Genomic DNA, 24,695 nt, shown 5'->3' with positions numbered 1-24,695 from the left:
TGCAGCACGGCACTGTTCGGCGCCCAACCTATCCCCTTGATTCACGGACTCTTTGGCCATGATGACGGGCAGATGCCGGTTGCCTGTCGGCCTCTTGGCCTCCCCCTCAATCCAGGACGCCATAACGAGAAGAGGCGACCCCGGGTCGCCTCTTCTTTATACCTGGCACAAGGCCGGTCAGCGCTGACGCTTCTTGGCGTACTTGCGGCGGGCCCGCGCCTGGCGCTCCTCTTCCCGCTCCGCCTTCTCCTTGGCCTTCTGTTCGGCCTCGGCATCGGCCTCCACGATTTCGCTGCTCACCATCTGCGGGGTCTCCAGCGAGATGCGGCCCAGCAGGCCAGAGCGGAACTCGTTGACAAGGATCTCGGACGCCTTGTGCAGATCCGACAGCCCCCCCTTGCGCATGAAGCCGCGCTGACGGGCAATCAGATCCAGCAGTTCGATCTCGGTCTCGGGCAGCGCGTCAATCTGATAGCGCGCCTGGATCCGCTCCGGATAGGCCTTGAGGAAGTAGTCCGCGGCGAACATGGCGATGTCCGCATAGTCATAGACGGTGTCCTTGATGGCGGCCGTGATGGCCAGCCGATAACCGCAGGAGGGCGGGTTGAGTTTGGGCCACAAAAAGCCCGGGGTGTCGGTCAGGATGACGTTGTTGTCCAGCTTGATCCGCTGCTGGGACTTGGTCACCCCCGCCTCGTTGCCGGTGCGGGCGATGATGCGCCCCGCCAGGGTGTTGATCAGGGTGGATTTTCCCACGTTGGGAATGCCCATGATCATGGCGCGCACGCCGCGCAGCTCCAGATTGCGCTCCGGCAGCATCTCGTGGCAGAGGGTCAGCAGCTGCTTGATCTTCTCCGGCTCCTGCTGGGTCAGGGGCAGCGCCTTGATCCCCTTTTCCTGTTCCATGTGGGCCACCCACAGCGCGGTGATCTCGGGGTCAGCGAGATCCGCCTTGTTGAGCACCTTGATCACCGGAGTATCGCCGCGCAGCTCGGGCACCAGCGGGTTTTCGCTGGAGAAGGGGATGCGGGCGTCGAGCATCTCTATGATGACATCGACCTGGGGCATGACCTCGGCAATCTCTTTGCGGGCCTTGTGCATGTGGCCGGGGAACCAGTTGATGGACATATCCGTTACTCTCATCTAGGGACTGCGGGCGCGGGCTTGCGGTGGCGCGAGCGGCGGGCGATGGCGGACGCAGGGCGTCGCAAGGGGGCGCATTTTACCTGCACCCGCCCCGATTTGACAGGCCATTCTAGCCGCCAGCCGGCAAACCGGCCAGATTTTCGCCCGCCCCCTCCCCTCGTCAGCCGGTGTGGCCAGTCTCTGCTATTGATAGATAAGTGATTGATACAACATAACATTCACGCAACACCTTCATCGGATTGTCATCCAGTTTCACTAAAAGTGTCATCTGCGACCTCTAGGCTGCGCTCAGGTTTTACAAGGAGCGAACCCCAATGAGAAAGATGGCAGGACTTGCATTGATGATCGGCGCCGCCCTGGCCGCCGGCTGCAATTCCAACAACGACAGCAGTGCGCCCGAGCCCGGTGCCAAGAACGTGATCTTCTTCCTCGGCGACGGCATGGGTCTCAACACCCTGACCGCCGCCCGCATCTACGGCGTCGGTGAAGAGGGCAGCCTCACCATCGATACCCTGCCGGAGACGGCCTTCATCAAGACCTTCTCCCACGACGCCCAGGTGACCGACTCGGCCCCCTCCATGTCGGCCTACATGACCGGGGTCAAGAGCAACAACGGTGTCATCAGCATGGACGGCGATGCCACCCAGGAGAACGACTGCAGCAAGAGCGCCGGCAAGCCGGTCACCACCTTGCTGGAGCTGGCCAAGGCCGCCGGCCGCGGCACCGGCGTGGTCACCACCACCCGGGTGACCCACGCCACCCCGGCCGCCACCTATGCCCACCTCTGCAACCGGGATCTGGAAGCGGACATCGCCGCCCAGCTGGTACCCGGCGGCGCCGGTTACAACAGCGCCCTTAAAGAGGGGGTGGACGTGGTACTCGGCGGCGGCAGCAGTTTCTTCTTGCCCAAGGCCGACAAGGGCAAGCGTGAGGATGGCCGCAACCTCATCGACGAGATGAAGGCCAAGGGCTATCAGTTTGCCGCAACCCTGGACGAGCTGAACCAGGCCGATGCGAGCAAGCCGCTGCTGGGGCTGTTTGGCTCAAGCCACATGAAATATGACCTGGACCGACCCGCCAGCGAGCCCTCACTGACCCAGATGACCCTGGCCGCCATCAAGCAGCTCAAGGACAATAAACAGGGCTACTTCCTGATGGTGGAAGGGGGTCGCATCGACCATGCCCTGCACGACACCAACGCCAAGCGTGCCCTGCAGGACACCCTCGCCTTCGACAACGCCATCAAGGCGACCATCGACGAGGTGAAGAAAACCGATCCCGAGCTGAAAAACACCCTGATCGTGGTCACCGCCGACCATGACCACACCTTGGTGCTGAACGGCTACGCCAAGCGCACCGGCAAAACCACCGCCGACAACCCAGGCGTACTCGGGCTGGTGAAGAACTACGAAACCGGCGAACCGAGCAAGGATGCCGACGGCATGCCCTACACCATCATCGGCTTTGGCAACGGCTACAACCGGGTGGATGGTCCGCGCAGCAGCGTAGCACCGCTGGACGACGCCACCGTCTCCGCCAATGACTATCACCAGGAGGTGGTGGTCAAGGTAGGCGAGATAGGCAACGAAACCCACGGCGGCACCGACGTCTTCCTCGGCGCCATCGGCCAGGGAGCGGAGAGCTTCCACGGCTCACTCGACAACACCGCCGTGTTCGGCAAGGTCAAGGCTGCGGCCGGGCTGTAAGGAGCATTCCCATGAAAAGCGCCATGAAGCAAAAACTGCATAAAACCCTCATCAGCACAGCCCTGCTGGCCGCCCTCGGCGGCGCGGCCCAGGCACAGGCCAGCGACGCCAAAAACGTCATCCTGTTTATCGGTGACGGCATGGGCCCCACCGTGCTCACCGCCACCCGCCTCTACAAGGTGGGGGAAGAGGGTAATCTGGAGATGATGAAGCTGGCCCGCAGTGCCCGCATCAAGACCTTCTCCAACGACGCCCAGACCACTGATTCGGCCCCCTCCATGGCGGCCTACACCACAGGGGTCAAGATGAACAACGAGGTGATCGCCATGAGCAGCGACACCAAGGCCGTCGCGCCCGGCAAGGACGTCAACGGCAACAAGGGCATCAACAACTGCAGCAGCGATAACGGCAAGCCGGTGCCCACCATTCTCGAGCTGGCCAAGGCGGCAGGCAAGTCGGTGGGAGCCGTCACCACCACGGAGCTGACCCATGCCACGCCGGCCGCCACCTATTCCCACATCTGCCATCGGGATGCTGCCTACGCCATCGCCGAGCAGGCGGTACCGGGCGGCGCCGGCTTCAACACCGCGCTGGGGGATGGGGTCGACGTGCTGATGGGGGGCGGCGCCAACCACTGGACGCCCTACAACAGCACCAGCAACAAGGGTGGCCGCGCCGACGGGCGGGATCTCACCGCCGAGCTGACTGCCCAGGGCTACCACTATGTCACCACCAAAGAGGAGCTCTCTGGCGTCAACTCGGGCAAGGTGCTTGGGCTGTTTAGCGCCAAGTCCCACCTCGACTACGAGCTGGACCGGGTCGCCAAGGGGGCGGCAAGCACCCAGCCCTCCCTCTCGGAGATGACCGCCAAGGCGATCGATCTGCTCAGTCAGAACAGCCAGGGTTACTTCCTGATGGTGGAAGGGGGTCGCATCGATCACGCCCTGCACGGCACCAATGCCAAGCGCTCGCTCACCGACGCGGTGGCGCTGGACGAGGCGGTCAAGACGGCGCTCGGCAAGGTGGATCTGAAAGATACCCTGATCGTGGTCACCGCCGACCATGACCACACCATGACCATCAACGGCTACTCCGCCAAGGGCAACAAGGTGCTGGATCTGGTGAAAAACGGCGACGGCTCGACCCAGAACGACGTGGATGGCAAGCCGTTCACTACCCTGGTGTTCGGCAACGGCCCCAACCGCGCCGACGTGCGCCCCACCCTCACCAGCGATCAGGTGATGGCGGACGACTACCTGCAAGAGACCGGGGTCAAGCTGGGCTCCGAGACTCACGGCGGCGGCGATGTGATGCTGTTTGCCGACGGCGCCGGCAGCAGCCGCTTCAAGGGCACCCTCGACAACACCAAGGTGTTCGGCAAGCTCAAGGAGGCGCTCGGTCTGTAAACGGCAGGGCCCGGCCAGGTGCCGGGCCCTGCTCGCTCGAGCGAGACGGCATGATGCGATATTTATTACCCTTGTGGCTGCTTGGTTGCAGCCTCTCTTTTCCCCTCCTGGCCGAGGAAGTCCCCGATCTGGCCGCCCGCATCCGCTATCAGGACAGGGTGACCAGCAGCGACGGCATCAGCAAGGAGAGCCAGTGGCAGGAGAAGTGGCTGCGAGTCGGCAACCAGGTGTGGAGCCAGCGGCTCATTCCCCTGCCCCTGGCTCGCGCCTATCACGCAGCCCACGATGCCAACCCGGGTCACAAGCACTTTACCCACCAGATGGCGGCGCGCTGGGTGACGCGAACCGAAGCGGGTGAACTTGAGCTGCGCTACGCCGATGGCTGGCACAACCAGCTGGTGGAGGTGCCGGTGGAAGAGTATGGCCAGGTGGCCTTCAAGCCCGACTGGGCGCGCATTCGCCATCTGGTGGATCCGGCCCTGCTGCAGACCATGACCCCGCTGGAGGATGCAGCCCCCGAGCAGGCCCGCTGGTATGAGAAGCGCGAGGGCAAGCAGCGCACCCGCATCCTCTGGTCGAGCCGCTGGCAGTTGCCGCTGCTGGTGGAGTCGGCCAGCCTCGACGGCTATCGCAGCTACCGGATGGAGGTGACCCTGCGCAAACTGCCGAGCCAGTATCCCTGGCTGCAACTGGCGGATCACGAGGTGCGCGATCTGCGGGATTTCTTCGACTGAGATCCCATCCCTCCTTGCCGGGGGAACGTTTTCAAAGGCAGGAGTGTTACACTCGATTAATTCCCCCCTGGTTCACTCGATGAATGCGTACATCCTGCCTGTTCTTTACCGCCCTGTTGCTGATGCTGATCCCGTCAGCTGTTCAGGCCATCGTGCTGGTGGCGGCAGAACTTCCTCCTTATGTGATCCGTGCCAAGCAGGGCAACCCCAGCGGCATGGTCATCGAAATCATGGAAGAGGCGGCCCGTCGCCTGGGGGAGCCGCTGACCGTGGAGCTGATGCCACTGGCCCGCGCCCTCACCGAGACCAACCATCGCCAGGATGTCTTGTTCGTACCCCCGGTGCGCAGCGCCCGGCGCGAACACCTCTATGACTGGATAGCCCCCCTGCTGGAGGAAGATTTCGTCATCGTTACGGATCGCCGTCATCACCCCGTCCCCCTCAAGGTTCGGGAACTGCCAGCCCTTCGGGTGGGCACCCTGCGCTACTCCTTTGGCGAGACGCTGCTCAGGCAGCGACTCAATCTCGCGAGCCAGACGGTCGCCACCGAGGTACTCAACGCCCACAAGCTCCATCGTGGCCGCATCAATGCCTGGGTCGCAGCCTGGAACACCATCCTCTACAACCAGCAGCTTGGTGGATATGACGAGGCCCGGCTGGTACGAGGGGAGACCCTGATGAGCACTTCCCTGTTCGTCGCCGCCAACAAGGCGTTTCCTGCCGAACAGAAGCGGCGCTGGCAGGCTACCCTGGCCCGGATGCGCGCAGACGGCAGCCTGGCGCGGATCATCAAGCAGTACCACTATCAGGCCCCCGTCAGGTAATCCAATCCGGTTGCCAAGGGTGATCAGAATGGTTATGGTATCCACATGAAAATATTCGTTATTTCTCCCTGTTTGCTCACACCCTGTTAAGCCCCCGCCTCGCTCCTTCGGCCGCGAGTCGCCAGGGGGCATGGTGTTTCCCGTCTGTTTTTTTCAGCACTGACATCCGAATTTCGACCAGCTTGCCTGCCATCCTGGTCATTTAACCCATTGATAAGGAATATCCTATGAAACAACCTCATCTCGTCATCTCCAGCCTGGATCTGGATCGTATCGAACAGCTGCTCGGCAACCACCCCCAGCACCTGGCCCTGCAAGAGGAGCTGGATCGCGCCGAGATCCGCGAGCCGGCCGACATGCCGCCGGACGTGGTCACCATGAACAGCACGGTGCGCTTCAAGATGCAGAGCAGCGGCAACGAGTTTTGCCTCAATCTGGTCTATCCCCGCGATGCCAAAGGGGACGAGAGCAACATCTCCGTGCTGGCGCCGGTCGGCAGCGCCCTGCTCGGGCTGAAAGTCGGTGACAGCATCGCCTGGCCCGGCCCTGCCGGTCGCACCATTCAGGTGGAGATCCTCGAAGTGGTCTATCAGCCGGAGCGCGCAGGCGAGCTGCACCGCTGATCCCTCGGTGCGGGTCCGGGCAGCACGACCCACCCGCACCAACTGATCCCGATCAAGCTTTACGCCGACAGAGAGGCGCTTTCCTCCTTTCACTCCCACTGCGGCTTGAGCCTGACCCGCCGGGCAGGTATCTTGTTGGCCGCGTCATGGTCATGACGCCCCGAATTTCAGGCTGACATCATGATTAAGATTGCCCTCATCGACGATCACCAGATCGTCCGATCCGGTTTTGCCCAACTGCTCAATCTGGAGCCCGATCTGCAGGTGGTCGCCGAATTCGGCTCCGCCAGCGACGCCCTTGCCGGTCTGCCCGGCAGCGGGGCGCGAGTCTGCGTCTGCGACATCTCGATGCCGGATCAATCGGGGCTGGAGCTGCTCAAGCAGCTCCCCTCCGGCCTTGCGGTAGTGATGCTCTCGGTGCACGACAGCCCGGCCCTCATCGAGCAGGCGCTGCAGAGCGGGGCCAAGGGGTTTCTCTCTAAACGCTGCAGTCCGGACGAGCTGATCGCCGCGGTACGTACCGCCGCCCAGGGTGGCTGCTACCTTACCCCGGACATCGCCCAGAAACTCGCCAGCAGCAGCCGGGATCCCCTCACCAATCGGGAGCGGGAGATTGCCCAGTTGCTGGCACAGGGGCTGGAAGTGAAGGCCATCGCCGAGCAGCTCGGCCTCTCCCCCAAGACGGTCCACGTCCATCGCGCCAACCTGATGGACAAACTCAAGGTCAGCAACAACGTCGAGCTGGCCCACCGCATGCTGGATAGCTGGTGATCTCCCGTTTTGCCAGCTATGTCGCCATCGCGCTGGCGGCCTGCTTCATCTTTGCTGCCGGCTGGTTTTGCCTCTGGAGCATCAGCCTGCATCTGGCGGGTGGCCCGGCGCTGGCGGTGCTGCTCTTCCCCTTTGGCCTGCGCCTCGGCTTGCTGCTGCAAAGCCCCGGCCACTACTGGCCACCACTGCTGCTGTGCGAAGGGGGGCTGCTCTACTGGCTCAATCAGGAGGTGGGGCTGCCCCACTGGCCCTGGCTGGTCGCGGGCAGTCTGTTGACCCTGCTACCACTGCTGATTGCCCGTCGCCAGCAGGTGCGTAACGACTGGCAGCAACTGCTACTACTGCTGGCGACGGTCACCGCTGCGGCCCTGCTGCAATCCCTGCTATGGCATCTGGCCGGGGAGGATGGCCTCTCCGCCCTGCTGCTCACCCTGACTGGCGGCCTGACCCTCACCTCCACCTGCATGCTGATCTGGCACTACCTGACCCGTGCCACCTGGGTGCCGCTGGGCCCTGCCCTGGTGGATCAGCCGGTGGACTGGCGCTTTCACCACCTGATCTGGTATCTGCTGCTGTTCGTGCTGAGCCTCTGGTTGCAGCTGGGGCTACCCAACTCCCTGGTGCGCTTCACTCCGTTTTGTCTGGCCATTCCCATCATCGCCATGGCCTGGCGCTACGGCTGGCAGGGGGCTCTGCTCGCCACCCTGATGAACACCATCGCCCTGCTGGCGAGCCAGGCCTGGCACGATCATCCGCTGGACTTGCTGCTCTCCCTGCTGGCTCAGAGCCTCACCGGCCTGCTGCTCGGCGCCGGCATCCAGCGCCAGCGGGAGCTCAACCAGGCGCTGACCCGCCAGCTTGCCCACAATCGCCAGCTCACCGAGCGGCTGCTGGAAACCGAGGAGAGCATCCGTAAAGAAGTGGCCCGCGAGCTGCACGATGACATCGGCCAGACCATCACCGCCATCCGCACCCAGGCGGGCATAGTGCGACGACTGGCACCGGACAACGCCGGCGTGGGCCAGAGCAGCGCCCTCATCGAGACCTTGTCCCTCGGCATCTATGACGCGGTACGCGCCCTGCTCGGCCGGCTGCGCCCCCGCCAGCTCGACGACATGAGTCTGGAGCAGGCGGTGCGCGCCCTGCTAAGGGAACTGGAGCTGGATCGCCACGGCATCGTCACCCGACTGGAGTGGCAGCTGCCCGACGCAGATCTCTCCGACGCCCAGCGGGTCACCCTGTTTCGGGTCTGTCAGGAGGGGCTCAACAACGTGGTGAAACACGCCAACGCCCACTCGGTCACCATTCGCGCCAGCCAAAATGGTGAGCTGCTGAAACTGGTGCTGGAGGACGACGGCCGCGGCCTGCCCCAGCCTAGCCCCGCGCAGGGTTACGGCCTGCTCGGCATTCGCGAGCGGGTGCAGGCGCTGGGGGGCAGTCTGCAACTCTCCTGCACCCACGGCACCCAGCTCACCGTCAATCTGCCCAGCCGCAGGCGGGAGGAGGCCCATGATTAACCCCCGCCGTCACCGGAGCGCCGTCCCATGCTGAGCTTTATGAGAAGCGCGCCGCCCCGGCCACCTCTGCGCGATCAGGCCGAAATTGACGCCACCTATCGCCACTGGCGGCTGCACCTGCTGCTGACCATGTATCTGGGCTATGCGGTCTTCTACTTCACTCGCAAGAGCTTCAACTTCGCCATGCCGGACATGCTGGCCAGCGGCATGCTGGACAAGGCCGACATCGGCATGATGTGGACCCTGTTCTACATCACCTACGGCTGCTCCAAGTTCTTCTCCGGCATCATCAGCGACCGGGCCAACCCGCGCTACTTCATGGGACTGGGGCTGATGGCGACCGGGGTCATCAATATCCTGTTTGGCCTCTCGTCGTCCCTCTTGTTGTTCGCCGCCCTCTGGGTCGCCAACGCCTTCTTCCAGGGCTGGGGCTGGCCCCCCTGCTCCAAGCTGCTCACCAGCTGGTATTCGCGCAGCGAACGCGGGGTCTGGTGGTCTGCGTGGAACACGGCCCACAACGTGGGCGGGGCCCTGATCCCGCTCATCGTCAGCACCCTGGCCCTGCAGCATGGCTGGCGCTACGGCATGATAGTGCCCGGTCTCATCGCCATCGTGGCCGGGCTGTTTTTGTGCTGGCGGTTGCGGGATACCCCGAGCGCCATGGGGCTGCCCACGGTGGGCGTGTGGCGCAGCGATGCCATGGAGCTGGCCCAGCAGACCCAGAATGCGGGTCTCTCCCATCGCCAGATCCTGCGCAAATATGTGCTGGGCAACCCTTACATCTGGCTGCTCGCCTGCTGCTACGTGCTGGTCTATGTGGTGCGCACCGCCATCAACGACTGGGGCAACCTCTACATGACGGAGCAGCGTGGCTTCGATCTGATGAGCGCCAACTCGGCCATCTCCATGTTCGAGGTGGGGGGCTTTATCGGCGCCCTGGTGGCGGGTTGGGGTTCGGACAAGCTGTTCAACGGCAACCGGGGCCCCATGAACCTCATCTTCGCGGTGGGGATACTGCTCTCGGTGGGGTCGCTGTGGCTGATGCCCTTCTTCAGTTATGTGATGCAGGCGGCCTGCTTCTTCACCATCGGCTTTTTCGTGTTCGGCCCCCAGATGCTGATCGGCATGGCGGCAGCGGAGTGTTCCCACAAGAATTCGGCGGGAGCGGCCACCGGTTTCGTCGGCCTGTTCGCCTACATGGGGGCGGCGCTCTCCGGCTATCCGCTGGCCAAGGTGATGGAGATCTGGCACTGGAACGGCTTCTTCGTGGTGATCTCGGTGGCCGCCGGGGTCTCGGCCTTGCTGCTCCTTCCTTTCCTCAAGGCCCAGGCCCCCAGAGTGGCGCAAGTCGACCTCCCCTGAATCTCACACCGTGCCCGCCCTCCCATGCATGAATTCAATCGAGGCTCTTCATTATGGTGGGGCGGTTCAATTGTCTCCTCTTTTGGCCTCAATGGCCCTCGAACACATTTTGCGCTTGAACCCACTCTATTAGATAGATATGTTGTTTTCGTGTGATTTTATGAGTGAAGCCATGAGCAAAAAATGCCTCTAACCTCTTGAGTCTTCTGACACAATTCGGTTTTGGTACATTTTTCACTCACTTCGTTATTCATAGCATCTCATATGGGGCTTTTGCTCCGCTCAAGACATTCATCCTGTCTTGCCTGTTGCCGGATGCAGCAGTCTCTTGTGCCACGGAGTCGCACGGGATCAGGTTCAAGGCCGAACACAACATCGACAGAGACGTCACTATGATCAAAAAACTGCTTCTTTCTACCCTGCTGTTTTGCGGGCTGGCCAGTGCGGCCCCGACCCCTGCCCCCACTTCTACCCTGGATGCCGTGCTGGAGCGCGGTGTGCTGCGAGTCGGCTTCGACGCCGGCTACCAGCCGTTCGAGATGACCAACAAGCAGGGCCAGTACATCGGCTTTGACGTGGATCTGGCCAAGATGGTTGCCAAGGAGATGGGCGTCAAGGTCGAGTTCGTCAACACCGCCTGGGATGGCATCATCCCGGCCCTGCTGACCAACAAGTTCGACGTCATCATGGGCGGCATGACCGTCACCCCCCAACGCAACCTGCGGGTCAACTTCGCCGATCCCTACATCGTCGTCGGCCAGACCATCGTCCTGCGCAAGGATAAAGCGGGCGAGATCAAGTCGTTCCAGGATCTGAACGATCCCAAGTACAAGATCGCGGTCAAGCTGGGCACCACTGGCGAGCAGGCGGTCAAGCGCCTGATCCCCAAAGCAACCCTGCTGCAGTTTGAAACCCAGGATGACGCCAAGCTGGAAGTGATCAACGGCAAGGTCGACGCGTTTGTCTACGACCTGCCCTACAACGCCATCTTCGCCTCCCAGAATCAGGGAGCCGTGGTGCACCTGGACAAGCCGTTCACCTTCGAACCGCTGGCCTGGGCCATCCGCAAGGGGGATCAGGACACCCTCAACTGGTTCAATAACTACCTGCGCCAGATCAAGGGCGACGGCAGCTACGACCGCCTCTACAAGAAGTGGTTCGAATCCACTACTTGGCTGAACCAGCTGAAATAACCTCCCGGGGGGCGGCATGCCGCCCCCGCACCCCGCTCTTCCCCCAACAATAACGAGAAGAGGTTGTGACTGTGCACATCCCCAAACCGACAAGACAGATGGAAAAGCAGCCCAACCAGCTGCTCTGGCACGGCGTGTTTCTACTGATCGTGCTGGCAGCCATATTCGGCATCTATAAAGCGGTCCAGTCCGTTGACTACACCTGGCGCTGGGAGCGTATTCCCCAATACATCGCCTATCAGGCGGAGCAGAAAAACTATGCCGAGTTCGACGGCACCGTGATTGCCGGTACCACCGAGGCCGACAAAGGCAAATTGTTCCTGCAAGACGATCTCGACCCCAACCAGCGCCAACCCATCGCCACCCGTGGCGCCCAGGTTGCCGAAGGGGATACCGTCTTTCGCGGCGACGCCCTCGACATTCAACTGAGCTGGACCGCCGGCCCCATCGCCTGGGGCGTCTGGGTCACGGTCAAGCTCTCCCTGGTGGCCGGGGTGTTCGCCATCCTGCTCGGCACCCTGGCCGGCTTGGCGCGGCTCTCCCCCAATCCGGCCCTGCGCAACCTGGCGGTTACCTATGTGGAACTCATCCGCGGCACCCCGCTGCTGGTGCAGATCTTCATCGTCTATTTTTTCATCGGCACCGTGCTGAACCTCGACCGCTTCACCGCCGGGGTGGCGGCGCTTGCCGTCTTTACCGGTGCCTATGTGGCAGAAATCGTACGCGCCGGCATCAGCTCGATCCATAAAGGGCAGATGGAGGCTGGCCGCAGCCTCGGGATGACTTCGGCCCAGACCATGCGTTACGTGATCCTGCCCCAGGCCTTCAAGCGGGTACTGCCGCCTCTGGCCGGCCAGTTCATCAACCTCATCAAGGACTCGTCGCTGGTCTCGGTCATCTCCATCACGGATCTCACCAAGGCGGGTCGCGAAGTGGTGAGCTCCACCTTCAGCCCGTTCGAAGTGTGGTTCACCGTGGCCCTGCTCTATCTGGTGCTCACCGGCACCCTCTCTTTCCTGGTGCGTCGTCTGGAGGTGAAATATGCGCGCAGCAACTGATCCCATTATCCAGGCGCAACCGGTGTCGAGAAGTTCTGCCGCCACTGGCACCCCCTCCACAGTGTGTCGTCTGGAGGTACAACATGCGCGCAGCAACTGATCCCATTATCCAGGCGAGCGGCGTGGAGAAGTTCTATGGCAGCGAGGTGCATGCTCTGAAGAACGTCAGCACCCAAGTGGCCGAAGGGGAAGTAGTGGTGATCGTGGGCCCCAGCGGCTCTGGCAAGTCCACCTTCCTGCGCACCCTCAACCAGCTGGAGACCATCAACGATGGCCAGATCGTGGTCGACGGCATCAGCCTGACCGAGCCTGGCGACGTCAACAAGTTGCGGGAAGAGGTGGGCATGGTGTTCCAGTCCTTCAACCTCTTTCCCCATCTGAGCGTGCTGGACAACATCTGCCTCGCCCCGCAAAAGGTACGCGGGCTGTCCCGCAAGGATGCCGAGGACAGAGCCAAAAACCTGCTGCTGAAAGTTGGGCTTTCGAACAAGGCCCGGAGTTACCCCTCCCAGCTCTCGGGCGGCCAGCAGCAGCGGGTGGCCATCGCCCGGGCGCTCGCCATGCAGCCGCGCATTATGCTGTTTGACGAGCCCACCAGTGCGCTGGACCCCGAAATGGTCGGCGAGGTGCTGGACGTGATGAAGGGGCTGGCCCGGGAAGGGATGACCATGGTGGTGGTGACCCACGAGATGGGCTTTGCCCGCGAGGTGGCCGACCGAGTGCTCTTCATGGAGAGCGGCGAACTGCTGGTGGACGAAAAACCGGGGGATTTCTTCGACAATCCGTCCTCCCCGCGGCTGCGCCAGTTCCTGAGCCAGGTGCTCTAACAAACCGGACAACCGGAGAAGAAAAACAGAAAGAGGGGCCAAACTGCCCCTCTTTGCCGTCCGGATCCCGGCCATTTCCCGCTGAACCCGCTCGCCCCGGTTACCAGTTCAGCGTGGAGACTTTCCCAGATATTTCTCGACGATGGCCCTGATCCCGTCCTGTTTCTTCAACTGGTAGAGTCCCTTGTCAAATTGCCCGGCGAAGTCCTCCCTGAAGGGAAACGCCCCCTTGCGACTGTAGCCGAGAAACCCCTGCTCCCGACTGATCACGGGCCCCTGCTTGAGCCGCGACATATCGGCCACCGCCAGCTGGTTGTTCTGGATCATGCTGAGCAGTTCAAAGAGCAAAGAGAGGCGATCATTGACGGTACAATCCACCCGCCCCCGGACTATCTTGAGCAGGTTTTCCCGGTTTCCCTTCACCTCTTCCACCTCTATCTTGCGCTCTTTCACCAATTGCCAGAAGGGGGGACTGCCGATGGCAAACCCTGCGTTGATGCCAAAACGAAGGCCCTGGTAATCGCCGGGAAAACGGGACTGCGGGGTATTGACCGCCACGCCCTCACCACACATCACCACCAGCTCCTCATCGAGCATGGGTTGCGAATAGGGCCAGATCCAGGGCCGGCTGTCCGGCATGTAGTAGGGCGGGAAAATGGCGAAGGCCGTCCCCTGCTCTATCATGCTGAGACCCCGTCGCCAGGGAACTGGCTTGATCACCACCTCGTACTCCTCCATGGAAGCGGTCACCTGGCGCACTATGTCGGCATAGATGCCCCTGACCTCCTCTCCCTCCTGCCAGGAGTAGGGCGGATAACTGGCATCGGCCAGGATCTCGACCCGGGTCTTGGCCTGCGCCAGCAGGCAGACCCCCATCAACAAACAGCACCACAGCCGCATCGTCTGCTACTCCCGAGGTAGAAAGCTCCATCAAGCATAGTCACTGCACCGGGTCGTCAGGACGCCATCCCTCATGGCTGGCGAGTTGGCGCCGCTTGCCGACCTGGCCGTGCGGATAACGGGACAAATTGTTAATGAAAGATGACATCCATCCTTTATGCTGGAGAGCAATTGCTCTGGATGGATGCCCGACATGGATGTGCAACTGCTCTTGCTCTACTTCTCCCCTGTCTTTGTGGCCTTTATCGGCTGGGAGATGCTCTATCTGCGACGCCATGGCGCCGCTTTTCCCACCGCCACCTACCAGTGGCGGGATCTCCTCGCCAACGCCACCCTGGCGCTGATGCACCAGGGGGGTGACGCCCTGGCAGCCATCGCCATCGCTTACCTGTATGACGTCCTGTGGGGATGGCGGCTGCTGGACATCGAGCTCAACGCCTGGAGCCTCTTGCTGCTGTTTTTGCTGCAGGATCTCTGCTACTGGCTGTTCCACTTCGCCAGCCATCATGTGCGCTGGTTGTGGGCTTCCCACGTGGTGCACCACAGCTCGGAGCGGCTCAACCTCTCCACCGCCTTTCGCCAGAGCCTGATGTATCCGGTCTCCGGCATGTGGCTGTTCTGGATCCCCATGCTCCTCATCGGCTTTCCGCCCGAAGCAGTGGTCGCCACCGTACTCTTGAGCCTGGGTTTTCAGTTCTTCGTCCACACCCAGGTGGTGGGCAAACTCGGCCGCCTTGAGTGGGTCTTCAATACGCCCTCCCACCACAGGGTGCACCACGCCAGCAACGCCAAATACATAGACCGCAACTTCGCCGGTGTGCTCATCATCTGGGACAGGCTGTTTGGCACCTTCGTCGAGGAAGACCCCGCCGAGCCGTGCCGCTTTGGCATCACCAAGCCCATCCACAGTTTCAACCCGCTCACCCTCACCTTTCACGAGTGGCGCGACATGCTGCGGGACGCCCGTGGCCTGCCCTGGCGTGCCAGGCTCAAGGTGCTGTTTGGCAAGCCGGCGGGGCCGGCCTCTTCCGACCGTTGACGACAAAAAACAAGGCCACCCTAAGGTGGCCTTGTTGCAACATGACGTTCGGACGACTCAACGCCCTGCCAGTATCCGCTTGGTCTGCTTGACCCAGTCGGAGACCCTTCCCTGCTGGGGCAACCCTTGCCAGATCTGCTCCCACTGGGCAGGACTGAGAGGGCGACCCAGGCGACGCTGCACCCCGGCGTAGAGGTAATCGTGGGCCGTGGTGCGGGCCTGGGCCGAGGTGAGGAACTTGGCGACCGGATCGGTCAGCCGCACATCCCGCATGCCGAGCAGCGGATAGTCGTTGTGCACCGCCGCCAGCATGGTCTCGCGCATGGCCGACTCGATATAGCCGCGGGCAAACAGGGCGGTCACCGACTCCAGAGAGCCCTGATCCGGGCCGTGATACTCTTCATCAAAGATGGGGCTCGGCTCGGCCATGGCGCTTTGCACCACGGCATCGGGATCCGGCTGCGGCACCACCACGGCAGCCTTGGGGGCGGCGGGCCTGGTGGCCACAGCCGCCTTTTGCGGCGCGCTCTGGCTACAGGCACCCAGTGTCAGGGCGAGCGCCACACAGGCCAGCGCACGGGAATGAGACTGCATCTTCATGACTCCTTGTGTCGATCCTTTTACGATTCCTGCGCGGGCTTCTCGGCTGCCACCACCGGATCCAGCCGGGTGACCAGCAGCTGGTCAATCTTGTAGCTGTCGATATCCACCACTTCGAACTTGTAGCCGGCATATTTGACCGAATCAGTCCGCTTGGGGATCTTGCGCAGCATGTACATGATGAAACCGGCGATGGTCTCGTAGTTCTGGTTTTCCGGGAACTCTTCGATATCGAAGGCGCGCATCACGTCGGAGATGGGGGTCACCCCGTCCACCAGCCAGGAGTTTTCGTCGCGCTGGACGATCTGCTCCTCCACCACGTGGGTCGCCCACTCACCCATGACGGTGCTCATCAGATCGTTCATGGTGACGATCCCCACCACCAGGGCATACTCGTTCATCACCACGGCGAAGTCGCCACGATGGTTCTTGAAGTACTCCATCGCCTCGTAGAGGTTCAGGGTGTCGGGCAGAATGATGACACTCTGCACCAGGGAGCCGCTGTTGAGATCGATGTTCTGGCCACCGATGACGCGGATCAGCAGCTCCTTGGAATCGACGAAACCCTTGACGCTGTCGAGGTTGTGGTCACACACCAGGAACTTGTTGTGGGGATGCTCGGCGATCTTGGCCTTGATGCTCTCCTCCCCCTCTTGCAGGGTGAAGTAGATGAGGCTCTCTCGCGCGGTCATGGCGGAGGTCACGCACAGGGACTGCAGCTCAAACACGTTCTCGATGAGCTGGTGCTCCTCGCGCTGGATGACGCCGGCCTCGGCGCCCGCATCCATCACCGCATAGATGTCGTCAGAGGTGATCTCGTCACGGCGCACCGTCGAGATGCGCAGCATGCGAAACAGGGTATTGGCCAGCCCGTTGAACACCCACACCAGTGGCAACAGCACGGCGACGAAGAACATCATGGGGCGCACCACCACCACGGCGATCCGCTCGGGCATGGTCATGGCCAGGCGCTTGGGCATCAGGTCGGCCAGCAGGATGAACATGCCGGTGACAAACACGAAGGAGATGCCCGAGCTGATCTCGCCAAGCCAGGGGCCCTGATAGAAGCCGGAGACGATCTCCTTGATGGCGGGGTTGAGTGAGGATTCCCCCAAAATACCGCCCAGAATGGCGACGGTATTGAGACCAATCTGCACCACGGTGAAAAAGTTGCCCGGCTGGGCTTGCAGTGCCAGCACCTTTTCGGCCTGGCGATTGCCTTCGTCCGCCATCACCTGCAACTTGATCTTGCGGGACGCGGCGAGAGAGATCTCGGAAAGGGAGAAGAACACGCTGCCGGCGACCAGCAGCATCAGAAAGAACAAACTATCGGCAAAACTCATGATTAACCTATTGCAACAGCCGCCTTAGCACAAGACGGCAAACTGGGCCCGGGAGACCGGACCATGAGTCCATCCGAGACTCACAAGGGGGCTATTCTATCAGAAAACGACCAGCGATGCGCTTTATCTTACTCTGTCCTTCGATGCAATAAAAAAAGGCGCTTTCGCGCCTTTTTATTCATATCGGGTCAGCTTTTCCCCAAAAGAGTGCCCAGATCGTCCGTCTTGGTGTGACGCACGTCCTTGCCCTTGACGTAATAGACGATGTATTCGCAGATGTGCTGGCAGCGATCGCCCACCCGCTCGATGGCCCGCGCCGCCCACAGCACGTTCAGCACCTGGGGAATGGTACGGGGATCTTCCATCATGTAGGTCATCAGTTCACGAATGATGGACTCGTACTCCCGATCCACCTTGTCGTCTTCCTTGTAAACCGCCAGCGCCGCATCGAGATCCATGCGGGCGAAGGCGTCGAGCACGTCGTGCAACATCTTGATGGTACGACGACCCATATTTTCGAGCGACACCAGCGGCGGCTGGGGCTTGTTGGCGTTGTCGGTCAGCATGCGGGCGATCTTGTCCGCCACATCGCCAATACGCTCCAGATCCGTGATGGTCTTGATGATGGCCATCACCAACCGCAAGTCGGAAGCGGTGGGCTGACGCTTGGCGATGATGCGGGTGCACTCCTCGTCGATGGCCACTTCCATCGCGTTCACCTTGTGGTCGTTGGCGACGATCTTGCGGGCCGCTTCCAGATCCTGATCGTGGATGGCCGCGATGGCGTCGGTGAGCTGCTGCTCCACCATGCCGCCCATCACCAGCACCTGGTTGCGCACTCCCTCCAGCTCGGCATTGAACTGACCGGAGATATGTTTGTTGAGGTTCATATTGTCCATACAAATAATCCTTGTTGCTCCGATTATGCCCTAGCCGTTGCACTGACCGGTAATCTGTTTGTTGATGCTCATCTTGCTCATCCTCATGGCTCCGGTCAGGCCTTAGCCGTAACGGCCGGTGATGTAGTCTTCGGTCTTCTTCTTGGCCGGGGTGGTGAAGATAGTGTTGGTGTCCGAGTACTCGATGAGCTCGCCCATGTACATGAAGGCGGTCTGATCCGATACCCGCGCCGCCTGCTGCATGTTGTGGGTGACGATCACCACGGTGAACTGGCTCTTGAGCTCGTTGATCAACTCCTCGATGGTGAGGGTGGAGATGGGGTCGAGCGCCGAAGTGGGTTCATCGAGCAGCAGCACTTCCGGCTCGATGGCGATGGCCCGGGCAATCACCAGACGCTGCTGCTGACCACCGGAGAGGCCGAACGCGTTGTCATGCAGACGATCCTTCACCTCCTCCCACAGGGCCGCGCCGCGCAGGGAACGCTCGGCCGCGTCATCCAGGGTTCGCCTATCGTTGATGCCCTGCAGGCGCAGACCGTAGACCACGTTCTCGTAGATGGACTTGGGGAAGGGGTTCGGACGCTGGAACACCATGCCTACCTGACGGCGCAGGGCGGAGACATCGACATTCTTGTCGTAGATGTTGTGGCCGTGCAGCTGGATCTCGCCATCGATGCGGCAGCTTTCGACCAGATCGTTCATCCGGTTGATGCAGCGCAGCAGGGTGGACTTGCCACAGCCGGACGGGCCGATGAAGGCGGTCACCTGCCCTTTCGGGATCTTCATGTTGACGTTGAACAGCGCCTGCTTGCTGCCGTAGTACAGGTTGAGATCCTTCACTTCCAGCGCAGTCTGGGCTGGGCTCAGGTTGAGCAGATCCAGCGTGGTGTGCTGGCTCGACGGTGTCGTTACGTTGATCATCTGTTACCTCAAAAACGCTCTGGGGTGGCTGGCATCCGTTGTGCCAGCGACCGGGATCCTCGGGTGGCGGCCATGGCCTCTTTTGTCAGAGTGCCATCGGCCGCCTGGTCTGTTCTGGGTGGCCGGATTAATGTTCCAGCGACCGGAATTTCTCACGCAAGTGGTTGCGAATACCGATGGCCGTCAGGTTGAGGCCGACGATCACCGTCACCAGCAGGAACGAGGTGGCATACACCAGCGGTCGCGCCGCCTCGACGTTGGGACTCTGGAACCCGACGTCGTAGATGTGGAAGCCCAGGTGCATGAACTTGCGCTCCACGTGCAGGTACGGGAAGTTGCCATCCATCGGCAGGGTCGGCGCCAGTTTCACCACCCCCACCAGCATCAGGGGGGCCACTTCACCGGCAGCACGGGCAATCGCCAGGATGAGACCGGTCATGATGGCCGGACTCGCCATCGGCAGCACGATGCGCCACAGGGTCTCGGCCTGGGTGGCACCCAGCGCCAGGGAACCCTGGCGAATAGTGCTCGGGATCCGGGCCAGCCCCTCTTCGGTGGAGACGATCACCACCGGCAGGGTCAGGATGGCCAGGGTCAGCGCCGACCAGATGACGCCGGGAGAGCCGAAAGTCGGGCTCGGCAGCGCTTCCGGATAGAAGAGCGCATCGATGGAACCGCCTAGGGTGTAGACGAAGAAGCCCAGACCAAACACGCCGTAAACGATGGAGGGCACGCCCGCCAGGTTGATCACCGCGATGCGGATGATCTTGGTCAGACTGTTCTTGCCCGCGTACTCGTGCAGGTAGACCGCCGCCACCACGCCGAGCGGGGTCACGATGATCGCCATCAGGAACACCATGAAGACGGTGCCGAAGATAGCCGGGAACACCCCGCCCTCGGTGTTCGCCTCACGGGGATCGTCGGAGATGAACTTGCCGATTTGATGGAACCAGTAACCGGTCTTGGCGAGCAGGCTCATGTCGTTGGGCCACACCACGTCCAGCACCTTGGACATGGGCATGGTCACCAGCTCGCCACGCATGTCCTTGACGGTGATGCTGTCTCTGTCCGCCTGGGCACGCAGGGAGAAGAGCTCCTTCTCCAGTACCTGATAGCGATCGTTCAGCGCCTGGCGCTCGCTCGCCAGCTGGGCCTTGAGCTCGTCGGTCAGCTGATCATCCAGCTCGGCCTTGCGCTCTTTGAGGCGCAGCCGTTCCAGCTGATAGTTGATGCTGCCGATGTCCCCTTTTTGCAGGTCATTGGCCTGTTCAGAAAGCCCGTTGGCACGGGCCAGCACGCGCTGCAGGGCCGGGTGCAGATCCGCAGTCAGCTCGCGGCCATCCTCCTTCACCCCGACGATGTAGCCGTAGAAGTTGCCGTTGGTGGCGCGCTCCACCATGGCGAGCTCGGCCGGCTGGGTCTGGGACTTGATGTCGGTCTCCAGCACCCAGCGAAAATCGAGGTCGACGAACTCGCGGTTGCCGGTCTTGACCAGATAGCGGGTCAGCAGCTCGCGCTCTTCTCCTTCCAGCGGCAGGCCGGCGGCCCGCAGCCGCTCCACCGGCACCAGCTCGCGATCGTTGATCTCGCCGATCAGCACGCTCTTGTTGCCATTGGCGTCTTCCAACTGCCACTCATAGATGGGGTGAGGCCAGAAGTAGACCAGACCGCGCCAGCCGATGAGCAACAACAGACCCAGTACCGCGACCAGACTCAGGCTGACGGCGCCGCCGGTCATCCAGATCCAGGGGGCCCCTGATTTAAACCACTTACCCATTGTCATTCCTTGGTCCTTACAGAGAGCTGTATTTTTCACGCAACCGCTGACGGATGAACTCGGCCAGGGTGTTGAACAAGAAGGTGAACACGAACAGGACGAAGGCCGCGAGGAACAGCACCCGATAGTGGGAGCTGCCCACTTCCGACTCCGGCATCTCCACCGCGATGTTGGCGGCCAGGGTACGCAGCCCCTGGAACATGGAGAAGTCCATGATGGGGGTATTGCCGGTGGCCATCAGCACTATCATGGTCTCGCCCACGGCGCGGCCAAGGCCCATCATCACCGCCGAGAAGATGCCCGGGCTCGCGGTCAGGATCACCACCCGGCTCAGGGTCTGCCACGGCGTGGCACCGAGGGCCAGGGAGCCCTGGGTCAGGTGCTTGGGCACCGAGAAGACGGCGTCTTCGGCGATGGAGAAGATGGTGGGGATAACCGCAAAACCCATGGCGATCCCGACTACCAGGGAGTTGCGCTGGTCAAACTTGATACCCATGTCATGGGTCAGCCAGATCCGGGAATCGCCGTGCATGAAGGCGTTCTCGATGAGCGGGCTCACCGCGAAGGCCCCCCAGCCGATTAAAAGCAGCACCGGGATCAGCAGGATGGCGTGCCACCCCTCCGGCAACCAGGACTTGCCGCGTTCCGGCAGATAGTTCCATACCAGCGCGGTGAGCAGCATCCCCATGGGTAGCAGGATGAGCAGCAGTACCACGCCGGGCAGGGCCCCTTCTATGATGGGCGCTAGCCAGAGACCCGCCAGGAAGCCCAGGATAACGGTCGGCAGCGCCGCCATGATCTCGACCGTCGGCTTGACGTATTTGCGCAGCCCCGCCGACATGAAGTAGGCGGTGTAGATGGCGCCGGCAACGCCGAGCGGCACCGCAAACACCATGGCATAGAAGGAGGCCTTGAGGGTACCGAACACCAGCGGCACCAGGCTCAGCTTGGCTTCGAAGTCGTTGCTGGCGGAGGTGGACTGCCACACATACTGCGGCTCCGGGTAGCCTTCATACCACACCTGTTGCCACAGGGCGGACCAGGTTACCTCGGGGTGATCGTTCTCGACGGCAAACAGCTTGAGAGTCTCGCCCTGCTGCATCAGCAACAAATTATGACGCGGCGAAATGGCCAGGGCAGAGAGCTCGCCCCCTTCCACCTTCTCGCTCAACAGCTTGCTCTCACCGGTAGCGTGGAAGAAATTGATGTCGCCCTTCTTGTCGGCACTGATGAAGCCCTTGCGAAAATGTTCCGGCGTCAGCAGGTCGACGGCACCGTCACTCTTGAAATCACGGATCTGGGTGAATTCACGCTTGCCATCTTTGGCAACTTCGAACCACTGGGAGATGACGCCGTTGTCGTTGCCCACCAGCAATGAAGAAGCGCCGGAGAGCAGATCAATTCGGGTCACGTTGGCATTGGGGGCATTGACCTCCATCACATCGCGCAGGGAGATCTCGCTCAGGTTGTGGATGTCATAGACGGAGAGACGGTTGTCCTCGCGCACGAACAGGATGCGCAGGTTGGGAGTCAGCAACATCTGATCCACATGACGCGGCAGGGAGGGAATGCTGTAGTTCTGGGTGGTCCACTCCACCTCGCCGGAGAGGAAGTTCTCCTCACCGCTCATCACCATCAGCACGCCGCGACCATCTTCGGTCACGGCAGCAGCTGCCATCTTGTCCTTGGTGGCCTCGAACACCATGCGCGAGAGCGCCTTGCCCTCGGGATCGATCACCATGGGTTCCTTGCCAAACGGATATTGCAGGCTGGGCTCGATGACGCGCACGTCCTTGGGATAGGAGACCTTGAAGTAGGGCTGCACCACCTGGGCCTTACCATCGGCAAAGCCATAGGCGATGAACTTCTGGCCCGGCGCCGGTGCGGCCACGGTCGTGACCTCTCCTGCGACCCGATCCTGGCCCAGTATCTGGCCAACCTTGACCTCTCCTTCAGCCTGGAGGGCGAAGAAGTCGACCTGCCCCTTGTCGCTGAAGCGGTAACCTATCTCGTTCTGCTCTTCGACACCGAGCCAGGCGGTCTTGCCCTCTACGGGCAGCGAAAATGAAGCGGTCGGCTCCATGGAAGCGCCATTGAAGATGGGCTTCACCACGTAGAGCAGATAGAAGAAAATAAGCAGCAGGGCCACCAGTACCAGGGCTCCCCCCGTGGTGACCCCGTATTTGGCCAACTTATCCTTGATACGGCGCTTTCTGCTGCCCGCCATACCTAAGTTTATCGATTCCGATGACATGCAAGACCTCAATGTGAGCTAGGCTTGGCGGCATTATATGGCGGTTGCATGACAGTTTTGTTACATGGAAACCGCTTTTACAGCGGCAGTATGAAGGGATTTTACAGCATCGAAGATGGGTAAGATTTTGCCCACGTTGGCAAGGCTAACAGGCTGTTTGAAAAGGAATAATTGACAAGCGTCGCGTGGGAGGCTGGAGGCAACCTCCCTCTGCGGGTCAGCTGGATGAGCCGGCGGATTGTTGCAATGCCTGCTTGGCGGCTTTCTTCTCGGCGCGACGGCGCTTGAAAAAGGCTGACAGTTGGGCCGAGCAGGCCTCTGCCAGCACCCCCCCCGCCAATTCCACCCTGTGGTTATGACGCGGGTCCTGCAGGATCTCGAACACAGAGCCAGCCGCCCCCGTCTTCAGATCCCGCGCTCCGTACACCACCCGCTTAACCCGGCTATGAATGAGGGCGCCGGCGCACATGCAGCAAGGCTCCAGAGTCACATAGAGAGTGGTATCCAGCAGGCGATAGTTCTCAAGGCGCTGTCCGGCGGCGCGGATAGCCATCACTTCGGCATGAGCGCAGGCATCGTGCTCGCTGATGGAACGGTTCCAGCCCTCCCCGACCACCTCATTACCCAGCACCAGCACGGCCCCGACCGGGATCTCGCCGATCCCTTCGGCTCTGGCCGCCAATGCCATGGCGTGACGCATCCAGTGTTCGTCCTGCTCTGCCTGTGCCAGCTCTGTCGGTGTTTGCACTGCGGCGACTGCTGATGATTCCACCCATGCCTCTCTTGATTGATAGCTATGTCTCTGTCCCGGCTCGCGGCACCTTTTACAATAGACGCCCATGACGGGGCGGCGATTATGCCAAATCCGGCCGCAAGGCCCAAGTTGCATCTTGGTTGCACAAGAAAGAAGCAGTCGGCATCTCTATGATAAAAAAGGAGTTGCACCCATAGCGCCAGAACATTAGACTTCCTCCCCGTCAGCTCAGACTGACCTTGTCGGCGTGTAGCGCAGCCAGGTAGCGCACTGTCATGGGGTGTCAGGGGTCGGAGGTTCAAATCCTCTCACGCCGACCATCATTCCCCGAAATAGCCCAGTCAAACGACTGGGCTATTTTTTTGCCCGCATTTTCTATCGCCAGCCATCCCCACTTCGCAGGAACAAAAAATATACAGAACCGCTTGAATCTTTTATGTGAACTCATTAATATGCGCGACTTTCCGCCGGTAGCGAGACAAGGAGGTGGAAAATCGGTGAAGGGATCACACACCGGCTTGCGTTCAACCAAGGACCAAGCATGAAACAGACCACAGAGACCAGCCCCACCATCGCGCTTTTTACCGTCCCCCAAGACACCACCTGCCCCGCTGCATATGAAGATGTGCAGGTCATTCAACTGGATGTGATCGATCTGGCAGAGCCGGAAGAGGAGTACTAATCCCTTCCGGGGACATCGCCATGCACTTCACGACAGGCCTTTATGGCCTTTTTTTCCCCGATTTGAGAGCGTGCACACAAAAAACGACAAATCACTACATCGACAGACAATCGCAGGATTATCCACCAATATGTCGCCCTCCTGCTCTCCTGACAGTTTTCTCATCACCTGATACAAACCTACGTTATTGCCCTTCACTTTCCACCAGGATGGCAACCTGCGCCATTCATACCCATTAATGGTCATTTAGTTTAAAACAGACGTTCATTAGCAATAGCCAGAAAGGCCTGAGGCTGCATAAAGACTTTCAAACTAAATTAATACAACTGTTTTTCAAAAGCTTGGAGTAAGGTCGGGAT

The 24,695-nt window shown here is 61.2% G+C and carries 22 protein-coding genes and 1 tRNA gene; 14 read left to right on the top strand and 9 right to left on the bottom strand.

Features of this window, described 5'->3' with window-relative positions; translation table 11 throughout:
- Positions 1 to 177: 177 nt before the first annotated feature.
- Positions 178 to 1,128, bottom strand: a complete 951-nt coding sequence (ylqF, locus tag ACB034_RS09895; protein WP_010633500.1) for a ribosome biogenesis GTPase YlqF — start codon at positions 1,126 to 1,128, stop codon at positions 178 to 180.
- Between the two features lie 332 nt (positions 1,129 to 1,460).
- Between ylqF and ACB034_RS09890 the strand changes: the two genes are divergently transcribed.
- The 11 genes from ACB034_RS09890 (at position 1,461) to ACB034_RS09840 (ending at position 13,167) form a co-directional block, all read left to right on the top strand.
- A complete protein-coding gene (locus tag ACB034_RS09890) occupies positions 1,461 to 2,852 on the top strand; it encodes an alkaline phosphatase (RefSeq protein ID WP_371172725.1) in 1,392 nt (463 codons plus the stop codon).
- Between the two features lie 11 nt (positions 2,853 to 2,863).
- A complete protein-coding gene (locus tag ACB034_RS09885; protein WP_371172724.1) occupies positions 2,864 to 4,258 on the top strand; it encodes an alkaline phosphatase in 1,395 nt (464 codons plus the stop codon).
- A gap of 50 nt (positions 4,259 to 4,308) precedes the next feature.
- Positions 4,309 to 4,992 carry a hypothetical protein gene (locus ACB034_RS09880; RefSeq protein ID WP_371172723.1) on the top strand — a complete coding sequence of 228 codons (684 nt, stop codon included), beginning with the start codon at positions 4,309 to 4,311 and terminating at the stop codon, positions 4,990 to 4,992.
- Positions 4,993 to 5,075: 83 nt separating this feature from the next.
- Positions 5,076 to 5,816, top strand: coding sequence for a substrate-binding periplasmic protein (locus ACB034_RS09875; RefSeq protein WP_371172722.1), 741 nt, complete (start codon positions 5,076 to 5,078; stop codon positions 5,814 to 5,816).
- A 227-nt stretch (positions 5,817 to 6,043) separates the two neighbouring features.
- Positions 6,044 to 6,439 carry a nucleoside diphosphate kinase regulator gene (gene rnk, locus ACB034_RS09870; RefSeq protein WP_026456481.1) on the top strand — a complete coding sequence of 132 codons (396 nt, stop codon included), beginning with the start codon at positions 6,044 to 6,046 and terminating at the stop codon, positions 6,437 to 6,439.
- A gap of 180 nt (positions 6,440 to 6,619) precedes the next feature.
- Positions 6,620 to 7,210 carry a transcriptional regulator UhpA gene (uhpA, locus tag ACB034_RS09865; RefSeq protein WP_371172721.1) on the top strand — a complete coding sequence of 197 codons (591 nt, stop codon included), beginning with the start codon at positions 6,620 to 6,622 and terminating at the stop codon, positions 7,208 to 7,210.
- Positions 7,207 to 8,727, top strand: a complete 1,521-nt coding sequence (gene uhpB / locus ACB034_RS09860) for a signal transduction histidine-protein kinase/phosphatase UhpB (RefSeq protein WP_371172720.1) — start codon at positions 7,207 to 7,209, stop codon at positions 8,725 to 8,727. The genes uhpA and uhpB overlap by 4 nt, the downstream gene beginning before the upstream one ends.
- Before the next feature lie 27 nt (positions 8,728 to 8,754).
- Complete coding sequence (locus ACB034_RS09855; protein ID WP_371172719.1) at positions 8,755 to 10,089, top strand: MFS transporter; 1,335 nt, start codon at positions 8,755 to 8,757, stop codon at positions 10,087 to 10,089.
- A gap of 392 nt (positions 10,090 to 10,481) precedes the next feature.
- Positions 10,482 to 11,282 (top strand): transporter substrate-binding domain-containing protein, encoded by an 801-nt coding sequence (locus ACB034_RS09850; RefSeq protein ID WP_026457279.1) that lies wholly within the window; start codon positions 10,482 to 10,484, stop codon positions 11,280 to 11,282.
- A 98-nt stretch (positions 11,283 to 11,380) separates the two neighbouring features.
- Complete coding sequence (locus tag ACB034_RS09845) at positions 11,381 to 12,340, top strand: amino acid ABC transporter permease (RefSeq protein WP_223380304.1); 960 nt, start codon at positions 11,381 to 11,383, stop codon at positions 12,338 to 12,340.
- A gap of 83 nt (positions 12,341 to 12,423) precedes the next feature.
- Positions 12,424 to 13,167: an amino acid ABC transporter ATP-binding protein gene (locus tag ACB034_RS09840; RefSeq protein WP_026457277.1), complete on the top strand. Its 744-nt coding sequence runs from the start codon at positions 12,424 to 12,426 to the stop codon at positions 13,165 to 13,167.
- Between the two features lie 108 nt (positions 13,168 to 13,275).
- On the opposite strand, the gene ACB034_RS09835 is transcribed toward ACB034_RS09840, so the two are convergent.
- Positions 13,276 to 14,067 carry a substrate-binding periplasmic protein gene (locus ACB034_RS09835; RefSeq protein WP_371172718.1) on the bottom strand — a complete coding sequence of 264 codons (792 nt, stop codon included), beginning with the start codon at positions 14,065 to 14,067 and terminating at the stop codon, positions 13,276 to 13,278.
- Between the two features lie 193 nt (positions 14,068 to 14,260).
- Between ACB034_RS09835 and ACB034_RS09830 the strand changes: the two genes are divergently transcribed.
- On the top strand, positions 14,261 to 15,106 hold the full coding sequence (locus ACB034_RS09830) for a sterol desaturase family protein (protein WP_371172717.1): 846 nt from the start codon (positions 14,261 to 14,263) through the stop codon (positions 15,104 to 15,106).
- Between the two features lie 57 nt (positions 15,107 to 15,163).
- Here ACB034_RS09830 and ACB034_RS09825 read toward each other — a convergent pair whose 3' ends face one another.
- From ACB034_RS09825 to tadA, 7 genes are all read right to left on the bottom strand, one after another.
- On the bottom strand, positions 15,164 to 15,706 hold the full coding sequence (locus ACB034_RS09825; protein WP_371172716.1) for a hypothetical protein: 543 nt from the start codon (positions 15,704 to 15,706) through the stop codon (positions 15,164 to 15,166).
- A gap of 20 nt (positions 15,707 to 15,726) precedes the next feature.
- Positions 15,727 to 17,049: a hemolysin family protein gene (locus ACB034_RS09820; RefSeq protein WP_042025463.1), complete on the bottom strand. Its 1,323-nt coding sequence runs from the start codon at positions 17,047 to 17,049 to the stop codon at positions 15,727 to 15,729.
- Between the two features lie 188 nt (positions 17,050 to 17,237).
- Positions 17,238 to 17,948: a phosphate signaling complex protein PhoU gene (gene phoU, locus ACB034_RS09815; protein ID WP_042025462.1), complete on the bottom strand. Its 711-nt coding sequence runs from the start codon at positions 17,946 to 17,948 to the stop codon at positions 17,238 to 17,240.
- Positions 17,949 to 18,050: 102 nt separating this feature from the next.
- Complete coding sequence (gene pstB / locus ACB034_RS09810; RefSeq protein WP_042071957.1) at positions 18,051 to 18,869, bottom strand: phosphate ABC transporter ATP-binding protein PstB; 819 nt, start codon at positions 18,867 to 18,869, stop codon at positions 18,051 to 18,053.
- 127 nt (positions 18,870 to 18,996) lie between these two features.
- A complete protein-coding gene (pstA, locus tag ACB034_RS09805) occupies positions 18,997 to 20,646 on the bottom strand; it encodes a phosphate ABC transporter permease PstA (protein ID WP_042071959.1) in 1,650 nt (549 codons plus the stop codon).
- Positions 20,647 to 20,662: 16 nt separating this feature from the next.
- Positions 20,663 to 22,900 carry an ABC transporter permease subunit gene (locus ACB034_RS09800; RefSeq protein WP_371172715.1) on the bottom strand — a complete coding sequence of 746 codons (2,238 nt, stop codon included), beginning with the start codon at positions 22,898 to 22,900 and terminating at the stop codon, positions 20,663 to 20,665.
- 217 nt (positions 22,901 to 23,117) lie between these two features.
- Positions 23,118 to 23,672, bottom strand: coding sequence for a tRNA adenosine(34) deaminase TadA (tadA, locus tag ACB034_RS09795; RefSeq protein WP_342017014.1), 555 nt, complete (start codon positions 23,670 to 23,672; stop codon positions 23,118 to 23,120).
- 225 nt (positions 23,673 to 23,897) lie between these two features.
- Here tadA and ACB034_RS09790 point away from each other — a divergent pair.
- Positions 23,898 to 23,974: transfer RNA gene (locus ACB034_RS09790), tRNA-Pro, on the top strand.
- A 221-nt stretch (positions 23,975 to 24,195) separates the two neighbouring features.
- The gene (locus ACB034_RS09785; RefSeq protein ID WP_167335331.1) at positions 24,196 to 24,336 is read left to right on the top strand and encodes a hypothetical protein; all 141 of its coding nucleotides are present in this window, start codon (positions 24,196 to 24,198) and stop codon (positions 24,334 to 24,336) included.
- The last annotated feature ends 359 nt before the right edge of the window (positions 24,337 to 24,695 follow it).

Source organism: Aeromonas sp. S18(2024), from assembly GCF_041402525.1.
GTDB classification, from domain to species: Bacteria; Pseudomonadota; Gammaproteobacteria; order Enterobacterales; family Aeromonadaceae; genus Aeromonas; species Aeromonas enteropelogenes.
The sequence above is the reverse complement of the archived record's forward strand: the minus strand, read 5'-3'. Positions and strand labels throughout refer to the sequence as shown.

What these genes read in the sequence shown, in the direction of transcription:
- ACB034_RS09850 (WP_026457279.1), top strand. Translation starts at nt 10,482, where the DNA reads ATGATCAAAAAACTGCTTCTTTCTACCCTGCTGTTTTGCGGGCTGGCC.
- ACB034_RS09800 (WP_371172715.1), bottom strand. Translation starts at nt 22,900, where the DNA reads ATGTCATCGGAATCGATAAACTTAGGTATGGCGGGCAGCAGAAAGCGC.
- ylqF (WP_010633500.1), bottom strand. Translation starts at nt 1,128, where the DNA reads ATGTCCATCAACTGGTTCCCCGGCCACATGCACAAGGCCCGCAAAGAG.
- ACB034_RS09820 (WP_042025463.1), bottom strand. Translation starts at nt 17,049, where the DNA reads ATGAGTTTTGCCGATAGTTTGTTCTTTCTGATGCTGCTGGTCGCCGGC.
- pstB (WP_042071957.1), bottom strand. Translation starts at nt 18,869, where the DNA reads ATGATCAACGTAACGACACCGTCGAGCCAGCACACCACGCTGGATCTG.
- ACB034_RS09785 (WP_167335331.1), top strand. Translation starts at nt 24,196, where the DNA reads ATGAAACAGACCACAGAGACCAGCCCCACCATCGCGCTTTTTACCGTC.
- pstA (WP_042071959.1), bottom strand. Translation starts at nt 20,646, where the DNA reads ATGGGTAAGTGGTTTAAATCAGGGGCCCCCTGGATCTGGATGACCGGC.
- phoU (WP_042025462.1), bottom strand. Translation starts at nt 17,948, where the DNA reads ATGGACAATATGAACCTCAACAAACATATCTCCGGTCAGTTCAATGCC.
- ACB034_RS09835 (WP_371172718.1), bottom strand. Translation starts at nt 14,067, where the DNA reads ATGCGGCTGTGGTGCTGTTTGTTGATGGGGGTCTGCCTGCTGGCGCAG.
- ACB034_RS09840 (WP_026457277.1), top strand. Translation starts at nt 12,424, where the DNA reads ATGCGCGCAGCAACTGATCCCATTATCCAGGCGAGCGGCGTGGAGAAG.
- ACB034_RS09890 (WP_371172725.1), top strand. Translation starts at nt 1,461, where the DNA reads ATGAGAAAGATGGCAGGACTTGCATTGATGATCGGCGCCGCCCTGGCC.
- ACB034_RS09875 (WP_371172722.1), top strand. Translation starts at nt 5,076, where the DNA reads ATGCGTACATCCTGCCTGTTCTTTACCGCCCTGTTGCTGATGCTGATC.
- ACB034_RS09845 (WP_223380304.1), top strand. Translation starts at nt 11,381, where the DNA reads ATGGAAAAGCAGCCCAACCAGCTGCTCTGGCACGGCGTGTTTCTACTG.
- rnk (WP_026456481.1), top strand. Translation starts at nt 6,044, where the DNA reads ATGAAACAACCTCATCTCGTCATCTCCAGCCTGGATCTGGATCGTATC.
- ACB034_RS09855 (WP_371172719.1), top strand. Translation starts at nt 8,755, where the DNA reads ATGCTGAGCTTTATGAGAAGCGCGCCGCCCCGGCCACCTCTGCGCGAT.
- ACB034_RS09830 (WP_371172717.1), top strand. Translation starts at nt 14,261, where the DNA reads ATGGATGTGCAACTGCTCTTGCTCTACTTCTCCCCTGTCTTTGTGGCC.
- ACB034_RS09885 (WP_371172724.1), top strand. Translation starts at nt 2,864, where the DNA reads ATGAAAAGCGCCATGAAGCAAAAACTGCATAAAACCCTCATCAGCACA.
- ACB034_RS09825 (WP_371172716.1), bottom strand. Translation starts at nt 15,706, where the DNA reads ATGAAGATGCAGTCTCATTCCCGTGCGCTGGCCTGTGTGGCGCTCGCC.
- ACB034_RS09880 (WP_371172723.1), top strand. Translation starts at nt 4,309, where the DNA reads ATGATGCGATATTTATTACCCTTGTGGCTGCTTGGTTGCAGCCTCTCT.
- uhpA (WP_371172721.1), top strand. Translation starts at nt 6,620, where the DNA reads ATGATTAAGATTGCCCTCATCGACGATCACCAGATCGTCCGATCCGGT.